Below are 16433 nucleotides of genomic sequence, written 5' to 3' on the forward strand. Positions count from 1 at the left end.
CGGCATAACCACATGATCGCAAGGGTCTTTTCTTTGTGAACAAACGATAGACTAATGAAGACAACTCTTGATTTATACAGATCGGATCAGATCATGAAAAAGAATAATGCACTACATACCTCTTGATTGTTTAAAACATCCTTTTTATACGTACGTAGAATATCAAAAGACTGCATTTCTGTACAAAAAGCCAAAAATCGTTTCGGAGCTAGTGATCTTTCATGAAGACAGGAGAGATATGATATGCACACAGGCCAAGCGAGAATGATCGTGAAGGAGTGGATACACGACTATGGGAAAAAGAATCAAACCTACATTGGCGCGTACTACAGCGGCTCGACTCTCCATTTATCCGATGAAGACCCGCTTCCTCCCCACTCCGATATGGACGTAATGCTCGTCATTGATGACAGTGAACCACGCGAGAAGCTAGGGAAGTTCCGATATAAAGACCTCTTAATGGAGGTTACCATCCTCACCTGGCCCGAGCTGGAATCTGTGGAGGGCGTGTTAGCCTCCTACCATCTTGCCAGCAGCTTGCGGGTAAATACGATCATTGACGATCCATCCGGGAGACTTGTAAGACTGCAGGACCAAGTAGAGAAGCTATTTCCTAAACGGGAATGGGTGGAGCTTCGATGCCATAAGGTAAGAGATCGCATTGAAGCAGGACTTCAGCATATTGATCCTGAACGGCCCTTACATGAGCAGGTGACAGCTTGGGTATTTCCTACTGGAATCATGTGTCATTTGATCCTAGTTGCGAACAAACAGAATCCTACCGTACGAAAGCGTTATCTTGCAGCAAGAGAGGTATTATCTGCCCACGGGCTTCAAGACTTCTATCCGAAGCTGTTGGCACTGCTAGGCTGTACTCATTTATCTCCATCACAGATCGAAAGATATGTTGATCGACTAGAACAACTATTTGATGCAGCGGCTAATGCGTCTGTAACCCCTTTCTTGTTCAGGTCCGATATCACGCCTGAGGCGCGGGTGATTGCTATTGAAGGCAGCCGATCAATGATTCATCAGGGCAATCATCATGAAGCGATGTTCTGGATCATCGCAACCTATGCTCGCTGCCATACGATCCTGGCAGCGGATGCACCAGATATTCATCAGCGCTTGTTCTCAGACTTCGAGGAAATGCTTCGGCATCTTGGTGTATCGTCACATGAGGCCCTGAAGAAGCGAGCGGACGAAGGTTTGCAATTGCTTCCAGAGCTCTGGGCAGTTACGGAAAAAATCATTCAAGCGAATGAATGCCAAATGTCATAGTGGTCCCCCACGTTTGGATGAAAAACGACCAGAAAGCGTGAAGGACAATCACCAAATCCTAATTAGATCTTGCCTAAGTACATGCAAGCTGCCTCAACCTCATCGGAACGAGGAGCGTTAAAGCTTAGCCTTAGCATTGAACCAATAGATCGCTCATCTAAAAAACCTTCCGCTCCACAATAAAGTGGTTAGGAAGGTTTTTTATAATCGTCATATCACATTGAGCATCGGAGCTAAAGCATGTTCAACTTACTTCGCATGCAGCAGATTGTATACGGCCTGTGCGGCTTCTGCACGCGTTGTTAAGGCTGCTGGAGCAAATACTTCGCCCGGACGACCGCGCATGAGCTCCGCTTGAAGAGCTGCAAGCACATTTGCTCTTGCCCATGCGCTTATCTGTGAAGCATCCTTGACCGCAGCAACACCTGCATTCAGCTTCGTCCCGGTTAGCTGCTCCTTGGCACGAACGAGCATCATCGCCATTTCTTCTCTTGTTATGCTGCTGTTTGGCTCAAACGCATCCACCGAGCGGCCAGTGACTAGCCCCGCTTCATAAGCTGCTGCCACCTCTTTTGCATACCACGCTCCCTGCTCCACATCGTGGAAAGAAGCAGTTTTTTCTGTAGATAAGCCCATCGCGCGAACCAGCCATGCGGCGAATTCCGCACGAGAGACCTGTCCGGAAGGATTGAAGGATGAACTAGAAGCTCCTTTTACGATATGATGAGCGGATAATTGCTGGATGGTACGATACGCCCAATGTGATTCCTTCACATCTGTATAGTCTTTATTCAGCGTCATCACGCCGTAAATGCTGGTTTCGTGAATAGCCAGCTCCAGCTGATTGTTATCTAAGCTTAGCTCTCTACTCCGGTAATGGAATGTTCCATCAGATGCAAACTGATACATTCCAGCAAGCTGAACGTCCATCTTGCTAGGAATCGCAAGAAGCAGTTTCATCGCATCCTCGAGCTTCTTCACCTCAAATTGACGGTTCGTCTTATCCGTGAAATAGATGCTTACATCCAGCAAGTCGCCTCCAATGTGGTACTGTGCATGACGATCTTGATTCGCACGCTTCAGCCATTGGTCTCGCTTCTCATCAGCCACAGGCACCATTCGAATGCTAAGGCTCTCCTCCTTGTTTCGAGAAGCCAAGCTGTCATGCAGCGCCTTCAGTTGTTTGGCGGAAATAACAAGCGTATAATCTTCACCTCGAATGTATAGATCCTGCTCTTTCCATGCTGCAAGCTGATCCATGGTCAGGAGAACACGTTCCTTCTCATTCTTGAGCTGAACGCTTATTTGCTTCGATTGTCCAGCTAATGCGTCGGCGGGTACCGTTACGGCATCCTTAGGGAGTTCGGACATCTGGCCAGGATTCACAGGAACGAATGGACTTGGCGTAGATGGAGCGGAATCCCCTTTCCGCCTGACTTGAATGATAAAAACGTTCTCAGCGCCACTTTTTGCTGTCACTTTAACCGTGATTGTATTGTTTCCTACTGCAAGATAGTCCCCTCCTGTTACCACCACGGCTGCCTGCGGATCCTGAGCGGCATAAGTGACTAGAGCCACAGTTGTCGTGTAGGAAACGTCCACAGTATATTGAAGTTTATCAGGCTGGAAGTCGCGAATAGGGACTCCGTTCACTTGAAGAGCAAGCAGATTCGCATTAGACGAAGCCTGCTCTTCCTCACGTGTCACCACGATCGAATACAGCGATGATCCACCCGTTGGGCTCACAACCGAAACGGTGATAAGATTATCACCTACCACCAGATCCTTGCTTCCTTGTACGGTTACAATTGCGGCTGGATTCATCGCAGCATAGGTCACCTCGCTGACCGTCGTACTGTATGGCACCGTTACTCGATACGTATATATATCCGGTGAAAAGCCCACAATGGTCGTTCCATTAAGGCGTAAATCGAGCAGACTGGATGGAGTTGGAACGCCTGAACCTTCTCGCACAATCTGAATGCTGTAGATGGTCGGCCCAGTATCAGCAGTCGTGACCTTTACTTTGACATCATTCAATCCGACTTGAAGATCCTTACCTCCCTGCACCTCAACCTGTGCGTCTGGATGATACGTCACATACGTTACCGTTGCATCCGTAACCGCATGTGGAACGCTCACAGCATAATCGAGCTTATTCGGATCGAAGCCTTGAATCGGCGTATCGTTTATCTTAAGCTCCTTCAGCTTTGTCTTTGTATCGGTTCCGATTCTCTGATCAACCGCGAGGTTCGGGAGCAGTTCTCGGCCATTAGCATCTGCTAGCATCCCTTCCACAAGATGCGCGCTCGCCTCAACGGTATGCCCTGATGGCAAAGCAAGCTTCATAATGGGCTGATCCGCCTTAATAGCCGCTTCTGAGAAGAGAACGATGCGAAGCATGCCGTCTTTTTGTTCCTGATGAAGGATTCTCACTCCGCTTTGTGCGGGGAACGCCTGAACAGCAGCGTTGCTTCCTACATATGCCTTCAGCTCAATCGCATGGATGTCTGCGCTTGCTTCTTTCATCCACACTTCGTAGCCTTCTGTCTTCCCTGTTTCTTCACTTTGAATGTTCATCCATTGCAGAGTCGGGGCCAGTGCCTTGTTAAGCTCAGGTTGAGGCGTAAACATGCCTTCTATGACATGCGAATCTCCTAATGTAGGAGGAAGCCCCAGTGCCGTTAGGATCGTAGCCGGCAGATCACGTGTTGCCCCGCCCTGAAGCAGCTTCTCGTTGCCGCTGTCATCCCCAACGGTACGTCCATTGGCAGCAAAGAAGATGGTCTTCGCAAGCGGCGAATCCTGACCGTGGCTTGTAGCGCTGCCAAGCGTTCCATTGGCATTCTCTGTTCCCCCGCCATGGTCGGGAACTATAATGATTAACGTATCTTCGAGAAGATCATGATCCTGAAGCGTGTTATAGATCGCCTCCACATGTTTATCAATAGCCGTTAGCTTCTCATAATATTTCTTCGTGTAGAAGCCATCTCCATGCCCGACACCATCAAGCTCATCCAGCTGGAAGAACATAAGCGCTGTATCCTTCGCTTTTCCTGCTGCAACATATTGCTTGAAGGCTTCTATTGTTCCTTTATCGCCTAGCCCCTTGTAGCCTTCCACACCTGCAGACAGCTCATAATGACCTTCGACAATATTGCCCCATGTCGCGAAGGCAGCCAACTTATTGGCTGGCAAGTACTCTTTTAATTTTTTGAAAATAGTAGCATACTCCCATGTCTCACTATATAAGAATTTAGCTGTATCATCGTTATAAAGCCCATGCTTCTCATAGCCGACTCCGTTCATTAAAGCTCCCCAGTTCGGAGATGAGCTCGACGGCAATGTTGTTTGTGCCGTGTAGCTTACAGCACCGCTCTCAATGAGCCTGCGGATCGTCGGGATCTTTAATCGATCGCCGACCTTTTCTTTGATTGTGCTTGGCGTCTCCCAATAAGGGGCATCCTTCGTTACGGCTGCTCCGCCTCCATCGATTCCGATCACCACAACCCGCTTGTATGGCTGATAGGTGGTTTTTGACGCAATAGTTGATTGCTCTTCCTCGGATAGTCCTGTTGACAACGCGACATCCCCTACTGTAATATAGCCATCTTTGTTCAAATCTTCTGCTTGCTTGCCGTGAATCGTGGTTACCATGGAGTTCGCATCCAATCGCTCTGTTTCGAACTGTGTATTTCCTTGATAGAACTCGGCTTGTGTAACGCCGATCTCAACTTCTCCTTGTGCTGCCCGTGTTTGAAAGCGAAGCTCGGACAGCCGAGACACGGCATATTCAAGCGGGTCTGTCTCGCTGTAAACATATCCGCCTTGCAGCTCCAGCTTCAGCAAGCCAGGCGTAGATGAATCAACTCCGAGTGCGCGAGAGGCGCTCACAAATTCCAAAGCAGCAGGATCATAAGATACGTCAAGCTTCACCTTATCGATGCGAGATGTCATCGTAGGGGTTCGCAAATCAATAAAGTATCTTACCTGCGCATCCTGAACGGCATGCTTCGCACCAAGAACGTTGATCGTTCCCGCAAACTTCTCATTTACAACGATTGGAGGCGCCTGATCATATTCTCGTTGAACCTCTTCTGCAGTAACGGCTCTGCGAAGAATTTGCACCTCATCCATCTGAATCTGGTTCGTCTGATCATAATTGCTGGTTCCATCATTGCCGATCACGGTGGATAATCCAGAATCGACGGTGCCAGTACGTCCTTCAATCGACATCGAATGGGCGATTCCTTGATACTTGCTGCCGTTAACAGCCTTGATGTCAACAGGTGCGCCATCCTTGTAAAAGTCTACACGTCCGGTCTTGCGATCATGAGATACCATAATATGATGCCAGCTTCCATCCGCAACGTTTGGAATCTCTGCATCTGCTCGCTTTCCGCCTTGCGTATTGTAGTTCCATTTCAGCGTGCTGCCAACCAAAGCAAGGACATAGCCGACATTTGAACCGCTGTTCCAATCCTTATTCGATAGAATGGCAGGATCGCCTGAAGTCGGATTGGACTTGATCCAGAAGCCTAGTGTAAAGTTTGTATCCGTCGAGAATTGCAAGGCCGCAGGCTTGCCAAGGTTGAGCAGCTGTTTATTCGAACTGCCTAGTGTCTTCAACTGAATGGCCTTGCCCAATCGACCCGCCACATACTCCGGATCACCTACGATTGTTGACTTTAGATCAAACGAAGAGTAGTCTTTCAAGCTATTCTCAAAGGCCAAGTATAGAGCATGATCTTGAGAAGCCTGCTTTGCCGCCTTTATCGTATACACACGCTTCTCGCCATGTGCCGTAACGGTGATAGTGACGATATTTTCACCAATCTTCAGCTTGTCATGACCGGCTACCTCAACCGTTGCATCTTGCTCGGCTGTAGCATAGGTAATGTCCAGCTTCGATGCGTCAGCAGGCACCTGTAAGGCATATTCATATTGGTCTGGCTTAAAGCCCGGAAGCGTCGCCCCGTTTACTTTCAAATCTACGAGCTTCGCATGTTCGGCCGCTGCAGCTTCGCCAGTAAAGTCAAGCTCGCTTAAACTTGTGAATGTCTTGTCTGGCGTATTGTAGGTGCTTGTTACGAGAAACTTGACGTATCGTCCTTGAACGGCTCGATCAAGCTTAACGTAATCCTTGTATGCATTTCCGCTCCAGGTCTTGCCGAAGCTTCCTGCAGCCTTATTTTCCCCACTGCCCAAATACTGCTCGTCGCTAAGATTAGCAAAATTGTCTGAGGCATACAGCTCGAAATCCTTAGGAAACTCCATTGCCGTCTGGCTGAGTCGGCTCGTACGCTGAACGCCCGTGATCTTGTGAGTATTCTTCAGATCCAAGATGACCCAATGAGGGAAGTTCGGTACAGGCGACAGCCAGCGGCTATGCCAGATCGTGGACAAGGAGCCATCCAGTAGATGTTCAGGATAGGCGTTCTCATTATCGGCATAGGAGCTATATGCTTCAACCGTCATATTGGCTTTTGGAATAAAGGAGTACGCGGCCCCCTCCCTTGCAGATTGCAATGCCCACATCAGATCAACATAGGCTTGATCGATGACTTGTTCGTTTTCCTCTGCGGTTAAGGACTTGGCAGAGATGATTTGAGCTTGCAGCTCAGCCAGCAGCATTTCTGGAACAGACACCGTAGAGCCCTCTGCTGCTTCTTGATAGAATCTTTCGGCATCTCCGATTAGCTGCTGAAGTTGCCCAAACGTATAGAGCGTGTTCGTCTTATAGGAATCAGACAGCGCCTTCGCCTCTTGAGCAGTCAGTGCTCGCTTCCATATTCTCAGATCATCCAGGGTCACTGCAGCATTTCCGTAATTTTTCCTGCCATCTGCACCAATCACGATGGAGTTAGCCGTATCCATGCTGGATGTACCCAGGTTTGTAAGGTCTGTCGTTTGCTTAACGACCCCATCAATGTAAATGTTCGATACTTTCTTTTCGCGGTCGACGGAAATGGTAAAATGATGCCATTCACTGCCCACACTGCCCGCTCTTGCGTCGATTCGATTCGTGCCATCGCCCATATTCAATGTCATGCTGTTAGCCGCTGCTGGTCCAATGTACCAGCCTGGATTTTTACCAGAGTTCCAATCCTTATTGGATTGAACCGTCTGGTCAGCGGCGAGATTGCCCTGATGCCAAAAGGAAATGGTAAAGCTTCCGCTGCCAAAGCGAAGATCCGTTCTATTCCCTAAATCGATATAGTTCCCGTTGCCTGCTGCTATGCTGATTGCTTTCCCTGAGCGTCCTTCCACAAATGCGACATTGCCGGTCTTAGCAGCCATGCTCTCGGCACCCTTGGCCTCGTCGCTCAGATTGCTTTCAAACCTCATGTCCGATACGAGCTGCTTCCACATCGTTTCAGGGTCGATCGGCGTTATTTCTGGCGGTTCTCCACCTGTTTGGAAGGTGGTCGTTAGGGAATTGCTTCGATTGCCGTATGCGTCAATGGCGGTAATGGCGGCACTGTATGCTGCCCCTGCCTCAAGGCCAGTCATCGGAATATTCATTCGATTAGGAATCGGCGAAAAATAAAAGTCAGACAGAACCTTGTACGTCTTCGCAACTTGAGCTGTACGCTTGTTTTTGATGACGATCTCATATCCATATGTCGATTGGTCGTCCTTCGCTTGACGGAAGGAAAGGACAGGCACTCCCTGTTCGTCCGGTGTAACCTTGAGCTCAGTCTGCACAGGGAATTGCGGAGCAACTTTATTACGATGATTGGACGTGTAGGTGAAATGCTGCTTAATCTCATCGTTAGTCTCACCCTTTAATGCAATCGTCCAGCTTTCTCCTGCCACTGATCCTGCACTGTAAAAAGGCGGCACAGGCGCGGCCGTCCATACGCCGTTAGGAAGAATATCGCCTTGGTCGGCATTGAATGCAATGCGATCCACTTCTACGCGATCCTCATATACCTCGATGAATTGAGCTTGCAAAACAGGAAATTCGAAGCGTGAATCGGCAAGTCCTTTATTCGTTACTGCAGAATAGCCGCGATCTGTTTCAATATACGACATGGAACCAAGATTGATGGACGTAAAGTCTTTTTGATGAATCGAGCGGTCATCATTGATGTTTAAATGGGAGTGTCCAGACAAGACGATCACTTGAGGGAAATCTTGAAGGTCGGTGTACAAATTTGGATTTGAGGCCTGCTGTCCATCCAATACCGTGTTAGAAACAGGCTGATGCACCGATACGAAGATCGGCTTGTTCTTATTGGCTGGATCAGCAGTCAAGTCCGTCAACCTGCTTTTCAGCCAGGTGCGCTGCCCAGCATCTGCGTTGTAGTTGTTTCCATTTAAAAAGAAGAAGGAGTAGCCGCCAATGGACTTTTCATAGTAACCGTTCGATTGATCCGTAAACCATTCCTGAGGATAATGCTCCTTTAGCTTGGCGACGGTCCAGTCATGGTTACCGATAGCAATTTGGACGGCGGTTTGATTCCATTGCTTGCGTTCGAGCTGCTCCTGCACAAGATCACGCATCAGCGGATGTTCATTCTGCTTATCTCCACCGTTATCATTGATCATATCGCCCGCTAGCAGAATCGCATCCGGGGAGGTAAAGATCGAGGAGATGGTGTCAAAGAAGCTTGCGTATCGTGCTTTATAGGCTTCCTCATCTTTGCCATAGCCGACATGCATGTCGGACATCGCGACAAATTGAAGCAGAGGTTTCTCCTTCGACTTGATTAGATAAGCGTATGTAGCCGCCCTGCTAGCGGCACCCTCTTTATACGCGATGACGGATAAGTTGGTCGTCTTGGTCAGCGTAATCGGTGTCCCGACGTATTGAAGGCTCTCTTGATCCGGCAATGTGCCATCAAGGGTATAGTAAATAGCAACTCCGTCAGTCGAGCTCTCTAAACTGATCTGTACTGCTTCTTCATACCTCCCAGTTGGCTTTGAAGGAACGGGGACTGCTACGGGTCCTTGAAGCGCTTCCTCCGCATAAGCAAAGCTCCCTCCCATCGGGAAGTAAACCGGAATCATCGTATAGGCCATCATGCATACTGCCAAGAAAGATGTGAATGCTTTACCCTTAAACAAGAAAGCGCCTCCTTTTGTGGGCACGGATTGTACCGTGCAAAATCATATTTGGTCCACATTTACAATACATTGTCAATCACAATTACGTGTTACATTACTAGTTGCCCTTCTGTGACCTTTGCTGATCTGCTTGCTGATTAGACCATTCTTTGCCGATTATCCCTCCTTGCTTTCTCCAATGGAACAGAAGCCATCCACGTTTATGTTCAAGGTGAATCCTATCAATAAAATGTTAGACACAGGTAAAATCTAGATGGCGAATATGTAAAAGTGCCCCATTTTACTAAATCTATATGTATGCGCTTGAGCTCTTTATAGAAGCTTCACATCTGTTAAGCATATGCGGATGCAGGATTGCCTCGATCCTCCGCGTTGCTGCACTTGTTATGACCAAAAACAAAAAAAGAACAGCGATATTCTCGCTGCTCTGTGATAAGCATGAACTTCATTCGTTTCGATCATAAAGGGAAGCTAACGCCTCTTCCACGGTTGGCTTAAAGGCAAACTGGCGGCCCTCGTTGCATTCATAGATGAAATCTCTCAGGCTTTTGCTCTCTATACGGCTGAAATCCCCCACAATCGCAAGCTTCATCTGATAATTCGTAAACTTCTGCAAAATATCTCCTGCCAACTTCGTTCTCAACTCGAAGAAATCATCGCTTAACTGTTCTTTCGTAAGAACAACGCTGTCGCAGCCCTGATAGCTGGCATTTCCAAGCAGATCGAGGGCATCCTGCGTATTATGAATCACGATTGCATCGCTTTCGATGACAGCCGTCCGATAGTGATCTTTCTCCAGCACATGGATATGCATGTTCATCTTCTCCCTTCAGGCATATCGCTTATGTTACATCAGTCCATTCGAAATGCCAAGGCGAGTGGATTGAAATTGTAGATATTCCTCCTGAAGCATTCCCATATGAATGATATCATGCCAATCCCCATCTCGATAGATCGACTGACGCGTCACTCCTTCTTGCTTGAAGCCTATCTTTGTATATAATCGAATGGCCTTTTCATTAAATGAAAATACTCGCAGCGATAACCGATGTAGATTGCACTCCAGAAATGCATAACGAAGCAGCAGTTGAAGCGCCTCGGTCCCATAGCCTTTGCCCCAATATGCTTTATTGCCGATTTCAAGAATGCACTCGCCATTGCGGTTTTTATAATCGAGTTGAATCAGCGCGGTAATGCCAATTGGCTCATCCGTTCCTTTATCTACAATGATATAGTTCTTCGATGAGGTAGATCCCATAACCACCTGCGTGACAAATTGTATCGTATCGTCAAAGGAAACCCGGTCCAGAAAAGGATTTGTTGTTCTCATGACCTCCATGTCGTCTCGCCACTGGTGATATTGCTCTACATCCGTTTCAGTCATCTTGCGAAGATATAGTCTTGAGGATTCAAATAGCATGCTTACTTCTCCGTCCTTTCCTCTGGCTTTGCAGGACATAGTAAGGTTTCCAGCGTGACAACCAGTGCATCCAACTGTTCTTGTATTTTAATATAGACTGCTCCAAGATGAGACGAATTCAATAGAATGCCATCCATAAAAGATACGAAGCAGCGCGCGATCGAGTCGGCTGGTAAGCGGGGATTGAACTCCCCTTTCGCGGCGCCACGCTGGATAAAGACAGTCAAGGCTTCTATTATGCGCTCATATCTTCGAGCGATGTAGGTAAGGCTTTCCTTTTCTTTGGAATCTTGAATGGAAAGGAAGAATTCTGAATTCGCTCTGACTAGCGTTTCTCTACCATTTTGCAAGCCAACTTGCTGGTCGTTTATCCAATGCAGAAGCTGCTCCCATGACGAACCTGAATCGCTTGGTTCAAAATACAGCAAATCCTGCTGATCTTCCACTCTTAGAAGTTCCAAATACACATGTTCCAGATTGCTGAAGTATGCATACAGGGCGCCCCTCGACACTTTCGCTTCGTCGATGATGTCCTGCATGGTGGTCTGAATAAAGCCCTTTCTGACAAACACCCTTCTCGCTGCCTGAAGCAGGGCCAACTTCTTCTTCTCCTTATAATCCTCGCTTACAACGGGTGCCATCGCTCACCTCTACCATAAACGACATACATGTCGTTTTTATTTACACATGATTATAACCGACACGCTTGTCGTTTTCAAGTCGCAAGGAATGGCAAACTTCCTTGCTTGAGGCTTAATTCTCGATCCATATCTGGTTCTACTATTGTTAGGTTCATCAAGCAAACTTGTATCAGTCCATACTCGACCAGGTGATAGAGGTATAAAAGCAGCTTTGATATTAAGCATTCTTTAGACCTATATAAAGAAGATGTGAGGAAACGCCTAATATAGACGGATCCTGTGCGAGTTCAATAAGAAGATCAAGCAGCTTGGGGTAGTCGCCTCGTTCTTCCCAGTAAATAATCTGCTCCTGACTTAATAAGCCTCCAATGCTTGAGGAGCCGATAAGCTGTATCGTTTGGAATCCATGGCTCTCCATAAAAGGGGTGATCTCTTCCAGATCGAAATAATAGGCGCTGGTAAAGCGTCCTGAATCAGCATGATTGAATACCCCCGAGCTGCGAAAAGCTTGTATCGCATCCATTGAATCATGAGGTCTCCAATGCCTAGGCAATTGTAACGATGTCAACGTCATTCGCATTCGGCTCTGGAAGGCAACGAATACGATGCCTCCTGGCTTTGTAACTCGATGAAGCTCAGATACAGCAAGAATCCGTTCTTCTTCCTTCTGCAGATGGTAAAGAGGTCCTAACATAAGTGATGCATCGTAAAGGTTATCCATTAAGCCAGCAAGCTTTACAGCATTTAATATATGGAATCCATCGAATTGTCCTTCAATGCCAAGCTCCGCTGCTTTCTCCTGCGCCGTTTCAACCAATCTAGGTGTCACATCAGATAGCGTCACTCGATAACCCTCTTTCGCGAGCGCCATCGAATATTTTCCAGGACCTGCGCCATTGTCCAACACATGACACTGAGAAGGCAAGTATTTCATCATATAGTGCCAGTTAATGAAAAACTCCAATGGCTCCCGCTCCAGTCTGCCCCATTCATCGAAGCTGGAGTAATAATCGATTAACGGCTTCATCTGTCGCCACACCTTTCATCAATAGTCTGTTATTCACCAAAGAAAACAAAAAACCTACCGCCTGCAAAGAGGCGATAGGTTCTACCTTCGCTATACCACTCTTATTCGAATCGATTGACATAAACCTTCATCCGATTCCTCATGTCTCCTGATAACGGGGGCTAGCCGTAAAGACGTACTGCTTTCCGCCTTTCCACTCCTGGGTGAGTTGGGGAAACTGCTGACTGTCTCGCACCGTATCCGACAGCTCTCTTACACAGCAAATTATCCTTAATACTCCCATTCCACGCGTTTCACCGATAAATTTAACACATTATATATTTACGAATCCATTTTGTCAATTACGAGAAGCGAATAGTTATGCAGCAGCTATGCTCGCTTGCTTCGCATTCCCATCAGCACCTTATCATTGGTTGATTTGCTCAGTTCTTGATATTGAGATGTCTCTGCGCCAAACATCGCAATTTTTCCTTCTGCATCATAGTGCAGTCCCCAGCCGTATTTTTTCACTAAAGGCGAGGCTCTCAGGCAGGCCTTTGGCTTGGAAAAGAACTATGCCGTAATAAAGGTATTGTAGTCCCCCATTTACAGCCCTCCTGTTCATCTCACACTATCATTTTAGCAAAAACAAGATTGCTCTAATCAACATGTCTCTTTTTAATCCATGAAAAGAAGCTCTCATGAAACAACGGTTATTCTTGCCTACTAACGGCTACACCGCTTTGCATTTAACACTTCGAAAGTCCTTTGCTTCGGTTCAGCAATTGTTCGATCGCAGGTATTGAAAAGCAAGCAAGATTAACGGGAAGCTGATCGAGGCTATACCATTTCAGGTCAGCAATGGCCCCCTCCGACTCCATATTCTGGGCTTCCCCACCTTTTACGGCTACTTCATATATGGCCGACACCCAATGCTCCTCATGTTCGGGTCGAATCGTCTCCGCCATGCAAAGCAAACCCTTTACTTCAACCTCAAGGTTTACCTCTTCTTGGACTTCCCGCATGACGCAGTGTTCAAGAGATTCATAAGGGTCTACCTTACCCCCGGGAATGCTCCACATCCCTTTCTCCGGATTGCGATTGCGAAGCACCAGCAGGATCTCATCTTGATCATTTATAATAACAGCTCCTACCCCTACACGAGGAAATACCACCCTTTCTTTTGTCCATGTCCTAAGCTCCATGTCATTCATGACCATAACCTCCATACCAATGTTAACGATCGTTTCTACTCAACATGTAGTATTATCAACGCTTGATAATCTTTTGTCGTAACTTCCCCCTAAGTCGAGGAGCACCGCTTATGTGAAAATATGACAATATGACGATGTGTGACCTTTTTGATTGTTGCACATCCAAAGTTGCTGCTACGATAGTTCAACGTAGTACCGTTATTTAATTATAACAATGAAATGGCAGAGGAGTTATTTATGATGAAAAGAATTGTAACACTAAGCACACGCAAACTGATGGATACAGCAAAACATGGCGGATGCGGCGCATGCCAAACATCTTGCCAATCTGCTTGCAAGACTTCCTGCGGTGTTGCCAACCAGCGTTGTGAAAACGCAATGAACCGATAAACATGAACGTTACCGCTTGCGCATAGGCCGCGAGCGGTGATTTATCGTTGTATACGTTCTACGGAACTTTTCTAATTTTCCGTTAAACAATGCCGTCCTTACGAGGACGGCGAAGTTGTTTATATGGGAACATTATTGCAATTATAAGCAAAAGGAGCTTGATTCGCCCTATGATTCATCAATACCAGCTGAACGGATACAACATCGTAATGGATACCTATAGTGGTTCGGTGCATGTTGTTGATGACCTAGCATATGAGATCATTGCCCTCTATGAACATACAACTCTCGAAGAAATCCTGCGATTAATGCAGGAAAAGCACTATTCGGAGGACAGCATTCGAGAGACCCTCTCAGCAGTCGAGGAACTCAAAACAAATGGGCAGCTGTTCACAGAAGATCCGTACGAGAAGCTATCTGATCAGCTAAAGAAACGAAAAACATTCGTTAAGGCGCTCTGTCTTAATGTTGCGCATACCTGTAATCTATCATGTGATTATTGCTTCGCGAGCCAAGGGAAGTACAATGGTGACCGCGCCATCATGAGCGTTGAGGTCGGGCAAAGTGCGATTGATTTCTTGTTGGAGAATTCTGGCCATCATCGCAACCTGGATATCGACTTCTTTGGCGGGGAGCCGCTTATGGCCTGGAAAGTGGTCAAACAGATTGTTGCATATGCTAGAAGCAAGGAAAAAGAATACAATAAAACCTTTCGCTTCACCTTCACGACAAATGGAATGCTGCTTGACGATGAGATCACCGAATTTTTAAATCAGGAAATGTACAATGTTGTATTGAGCCTCGATGGAAGAAAAGAGGTTCATGACCAGCTGCGAACAACCGTTACGGGCAAAGGCAGCTATGATCACATCGTACCGAAGTTCCAGGAGTTCATCAAAAAGCGTGGCGATCAGGAATATTACGTTCGAGGAACCTATACGCGTAACAATGTTGATTTCACCAATGACATCTTCCATATCGCGGATCTAGGCTTCGACAAAATCTCGATGGAGCCGGTCATCTGCGACCCACGGGAGCCATACGCCCTAACCGAGAAGGATCTTCCGGAGATTTACAATCAGTACGAAATTCTCGCCAAGGAAATGATCAAGCGCAGTGAGCAAGGAAGCGAATTTACTTTCTATCATTACATGCTTGATCTGTCGGAAGGCCCTTGCATTCAGAAGAGAATCACTGGTTGTGGTTCAGGCACAGAATATCTCGCAGTCACACCTTGGGGTGAGCTGTTCCCTTGCCATCAGTTCGTAGGGGATGAAGCGTACAGCATGGGGAACATCTGGGATGGCATTACACGAACTGAGCTGCAATGTCAATTTAAGGAGAGCAACTGCTACTCGAAGCCAGAATGCAAGGATTGCTGGGCTAAACTCTATTGCAGCGGCGGCTGTCCTGCCAATGCTCTGCATGCGACAGGTTCGATCAACGGAATTTACGAATTCAGTTGTGATGTGTTCCGTAAGCGGGTTGAGTGCTCCATGATGGCAAAAGTTGCTGAAACGATTCGAGAGATGGAAGCGAATGAAGCATAGAGGCTAGAAAATGCAAAAGAGGGGCATAAGACCCCTCTTTCCTATTTACTGCCCTGCCGCTTAACCGCTATTATTGCTTGATTAGCGGAGCGCTTTATACCACTGTATATGATCTGAATCTGAATTACTTTAATAATCTACTCCGACAGCATCACCAACAAATAACACTCTTTCTTGGGGAGTAAAGATGCACACCGAATCTTCACTATGAGGTGAGGTATATGAACTCGCGCCATCAGCGATATTCATGCCACAGGTGCGGAGTGCTGGCGTTCTGGCTAGACCCTTAGCGAGCCACGGAAACCTCTTGCACCATAGTAGGATTCTGCTCCATTGTGGTACACAAAGACAGTGTCGTAGCGGCGATCACAAAAAATGGCCCCACCTCGTTTTCGAATATGAGAAGGCGTGACTACCCAGCTCGATGATTTCAAATCAAAATTGCCAAGCTTCTGAAGTTCACGGTATTGTTCTTCCGTTAACAATTCGACGCCCATGTCAGCTGCCATTTCTACAGCACTATTTTTTGGTTTATGTTCTTTCCTTGACTCTAGTGCCTCACGATCATAACAAACACTTCTGCGGCCCTTAGGGCTTTCCGCTGAACAATCATAAAAGATGTATTCGTCCGTCTCCGTGTCATGACCAACAACATCCGGCTCACCGCCCGTGTTCTCCATTTCATGGAGCGACCACAGTTTTTCAGTATTTGCTTCAAGCTTTGCAAGTACGTTTGCCCATTCAAGGCCTTCGTGGCGGGCCATATTTTTCTCGAAACGCTCTTTCAAAGCTTTAAGAAGTCCTTCACGCTGTTCTGGCGAAAGCTCCTTATTGCCGATTTCATTTTTATTTGTCATG

General features: G+C 47.0%; 10 protein-coding genes and 1 pseudogene. 3 read left to right on the forward strand and 8 right to left on the reverse strand.

Annotated elements, in window-relative coordinates:
• The first annotated feature begins 243 nt into the window (after positions 1–243).
• Positions 244–1281, forward strand: coding sequence for a hypothetical protein (locus I2H74_RS02520; protein WP_195571355.1), 1038 nt, complete (start codon positions 244–246; stop codon positions 1279–1281).
• Positions 1282–1530: 249 nt separating this feature from the next.
• On the opposite strand, the gene I2H74_RS02525 is transcribed toward I2H74_RS02520, so the two are convergent.
• The 7 genes and pseudogenes from I2H74_RS02525 to I2H74_RS02555 all read right to left on the reverse strand — a co-directional run bounded on the left by I2H74_RS02525 (position 1531) and on the right by I2H74_RS02555 (position 13635).
• Complete coding sequence (locus I2H74_RS02525; protein ID WP_195571357.1) at positions 1531–9354, reverse strand: cadherin-like beta sandwich domain-containing protein; 7824 nt, start codon at positions 9352–9354, stop codon at positions 1531–1533.
• A 445-nt stretch (positions 9355–9799) separates the two neighbouring features.
• Positions 9800–10168 (reverse strand): DUF4180 domain-containing protein, encoded by a 369-nt coding sequence (locus I2H74_RS02530; RefSeq protein WP_195571358.1) that lies wholly within the window; start codon positions 10166–10168, stop codon positions 9800–9802.
• Positions 10169–10201: 33 nt separating this feature from the next.
• Positions 10202–10774 carry a GNAT family N-acetyltransferase gene (locus I2H74_RS02535; RefSeq protein WP_195571360.1) on the reverse strand — a complete coding sequence of 191 codons (573 nt, stop codon included), beginning with the start codon at positions 10772–10774 and terminating at the stop codon, positions 10202–10204.
• A gap of 2 nt (positions 10775–10776) precedes the next feature.
• Positions 10777–11415, reverse strand: coding sequence for a TetR family transcriptional regulator (locus I2H74_RS02540; protein ID WP_195571362.1), 639 nt, complete (start codon positions 11413–11415; stop codon positions 10777–10779).
• A 217-nt stretch (positions 11416–11632) separates the two neighbouring features.
• Positions 11633–12442 (reverse strand): class I SAM-dependent methyltransferase, encoded by an 810-nt coding sequence (locus tag I2H74_RS02545; RefSeq protein ID WP_195571364.1) that lies wholly within the window; start codon positions 12440–12442, stop codon positions 11633–11635.
• Positions 12443–12811: 369 nt separating this feature from the next.
• Positions 12812–12982: pseudogene (locus I2H74_RS02550) on the reverse strand (DUF6157 family protein); the annotation flags it as partial.
• Positions 12983–13170: 188 nt separating this feature from the next.
• Complete coding sequence (locus I2H74_RS02555; RefSeq protein WP_229106294.1) at positions 13171–13635, reverse strand: NUDIX domain-containing protein; 465 nt, start codon at positions 13633–13635, stop codon at positions 13171–13173.
• Positions 13636–13875: 240 nt separating this feature from the next.
• Between I2H74_RS02555 and scfA the strand changes: the two genes are divergently transcribed.
• Positions 13876–14025, forward strand: coding sequence for a six-cysteine ranthipeptide SCIFF (scfA, locus tag I2H74_RS02560; RefSeq protein WP_195572109.1), 150 nt, complete (start codon positions 13876–13878; stop codon positions 14023–14025).
• 170 nt (positions 14026–14195) lie between these two features.
• Positions 14196–15575 (forward strand): thioether cross-link-forming SCIFF peptide maturase, encoded by a 1380-nt coding sequence (gene scfB / locus I2H74_RS02565; RefSeq protein WP_195571368.1) that lies wholly within the window; start codon positions 14196–14198, stop codon positions 15573–15575.
• Between the two features lie 278 nt (positions 15576–15853).
• Here scfB and I2H74_RS02570 read toward each other — a convergent pair whose 3' ends face one another.
• Positions 15854–16432, reverse strand: a complete 579-nt coding sequence (locus I2H74_RS02570; RefSeq protein ID WP_195571370.1) for a DUF4256 domain-containing protein — start codon at positions 16430–16432, stop codon at positions 15854–15856.
• Position 16433 lies beyond the last annotated feature (1 nt).

The sequence above is a fragment of the Paenibacillus sp. 1001270B_150601_E10 genome, from assembly GCF_015558675.1.
Lineage (GTDB): Bacteria > Bacillota > Bacilli > Paenibacillales > Paenibacillaceae > Paenibacillus_B.

Bases quoted from the DNA above. Each gene is read 5' to 3' on its own strand.
- I2H74_RS02520 (WP_195571355.1), top strand. From the start codon at position 244: ATGCACACAGGCCAAGCGAGAATGATCGTGAAGGAGTGGATACACGAC.
- I2H74_RS02530 (WP_195571358.1), bottom strand. From the start codon at position 10,168: ATGCATATCCATGTGCTGGAGAAAGATCACTATCGGACGGCTGTCATC.
- I2H74_RS02535 (WP_195571360.1), bottom strand. From the start codon at position 10,774: ATGCTATTTGAATCCTCAAGACTATATCTTCGCAAGATGACTGAAACG.
- I2H74_RS02540 (WP_195571362.1), bottom strand. From the start codon at position 11,415: ATGGCACCCGTTGTAAGCGAGGATTATAAGGAGAAGAAGAAGTTGGCC.
- I2H74_RS02545 (WP_195571364.1), bottom strand. From the start codon at position 12,442: ATGAAGCCGTTAATCGATTATTACTCCAGCTTCGATGAATGGGGCAGA.
- I2H74_RS02555 (WP_229106294.1), bottom strand. From the start codon at position 13,635: ATGAATGACATGGAGCTTAGGACATGGACAAAAGAAAGGGTGGTATTT.
- scfA (WP_195572109.1), top strand. From the start codon at position 13,876: ATGAAAAGAATTGTAACACTAAGCACACGCAAACTGATGGATACAGCA.
- scfB (WP_195571368.1), top strand. From the start codon at position 14,196: ATGATTCATCAATACCAGCTGAACGGATACAACATCGTAATGGATACC.
- I2H74_RS02570 (WP_195571370.1), bottom strand. From the start codon at position 16,432: ATGACAAATAAAAATGAAATCGGCAATAAGGAGCTTTCGCCAGAACAG.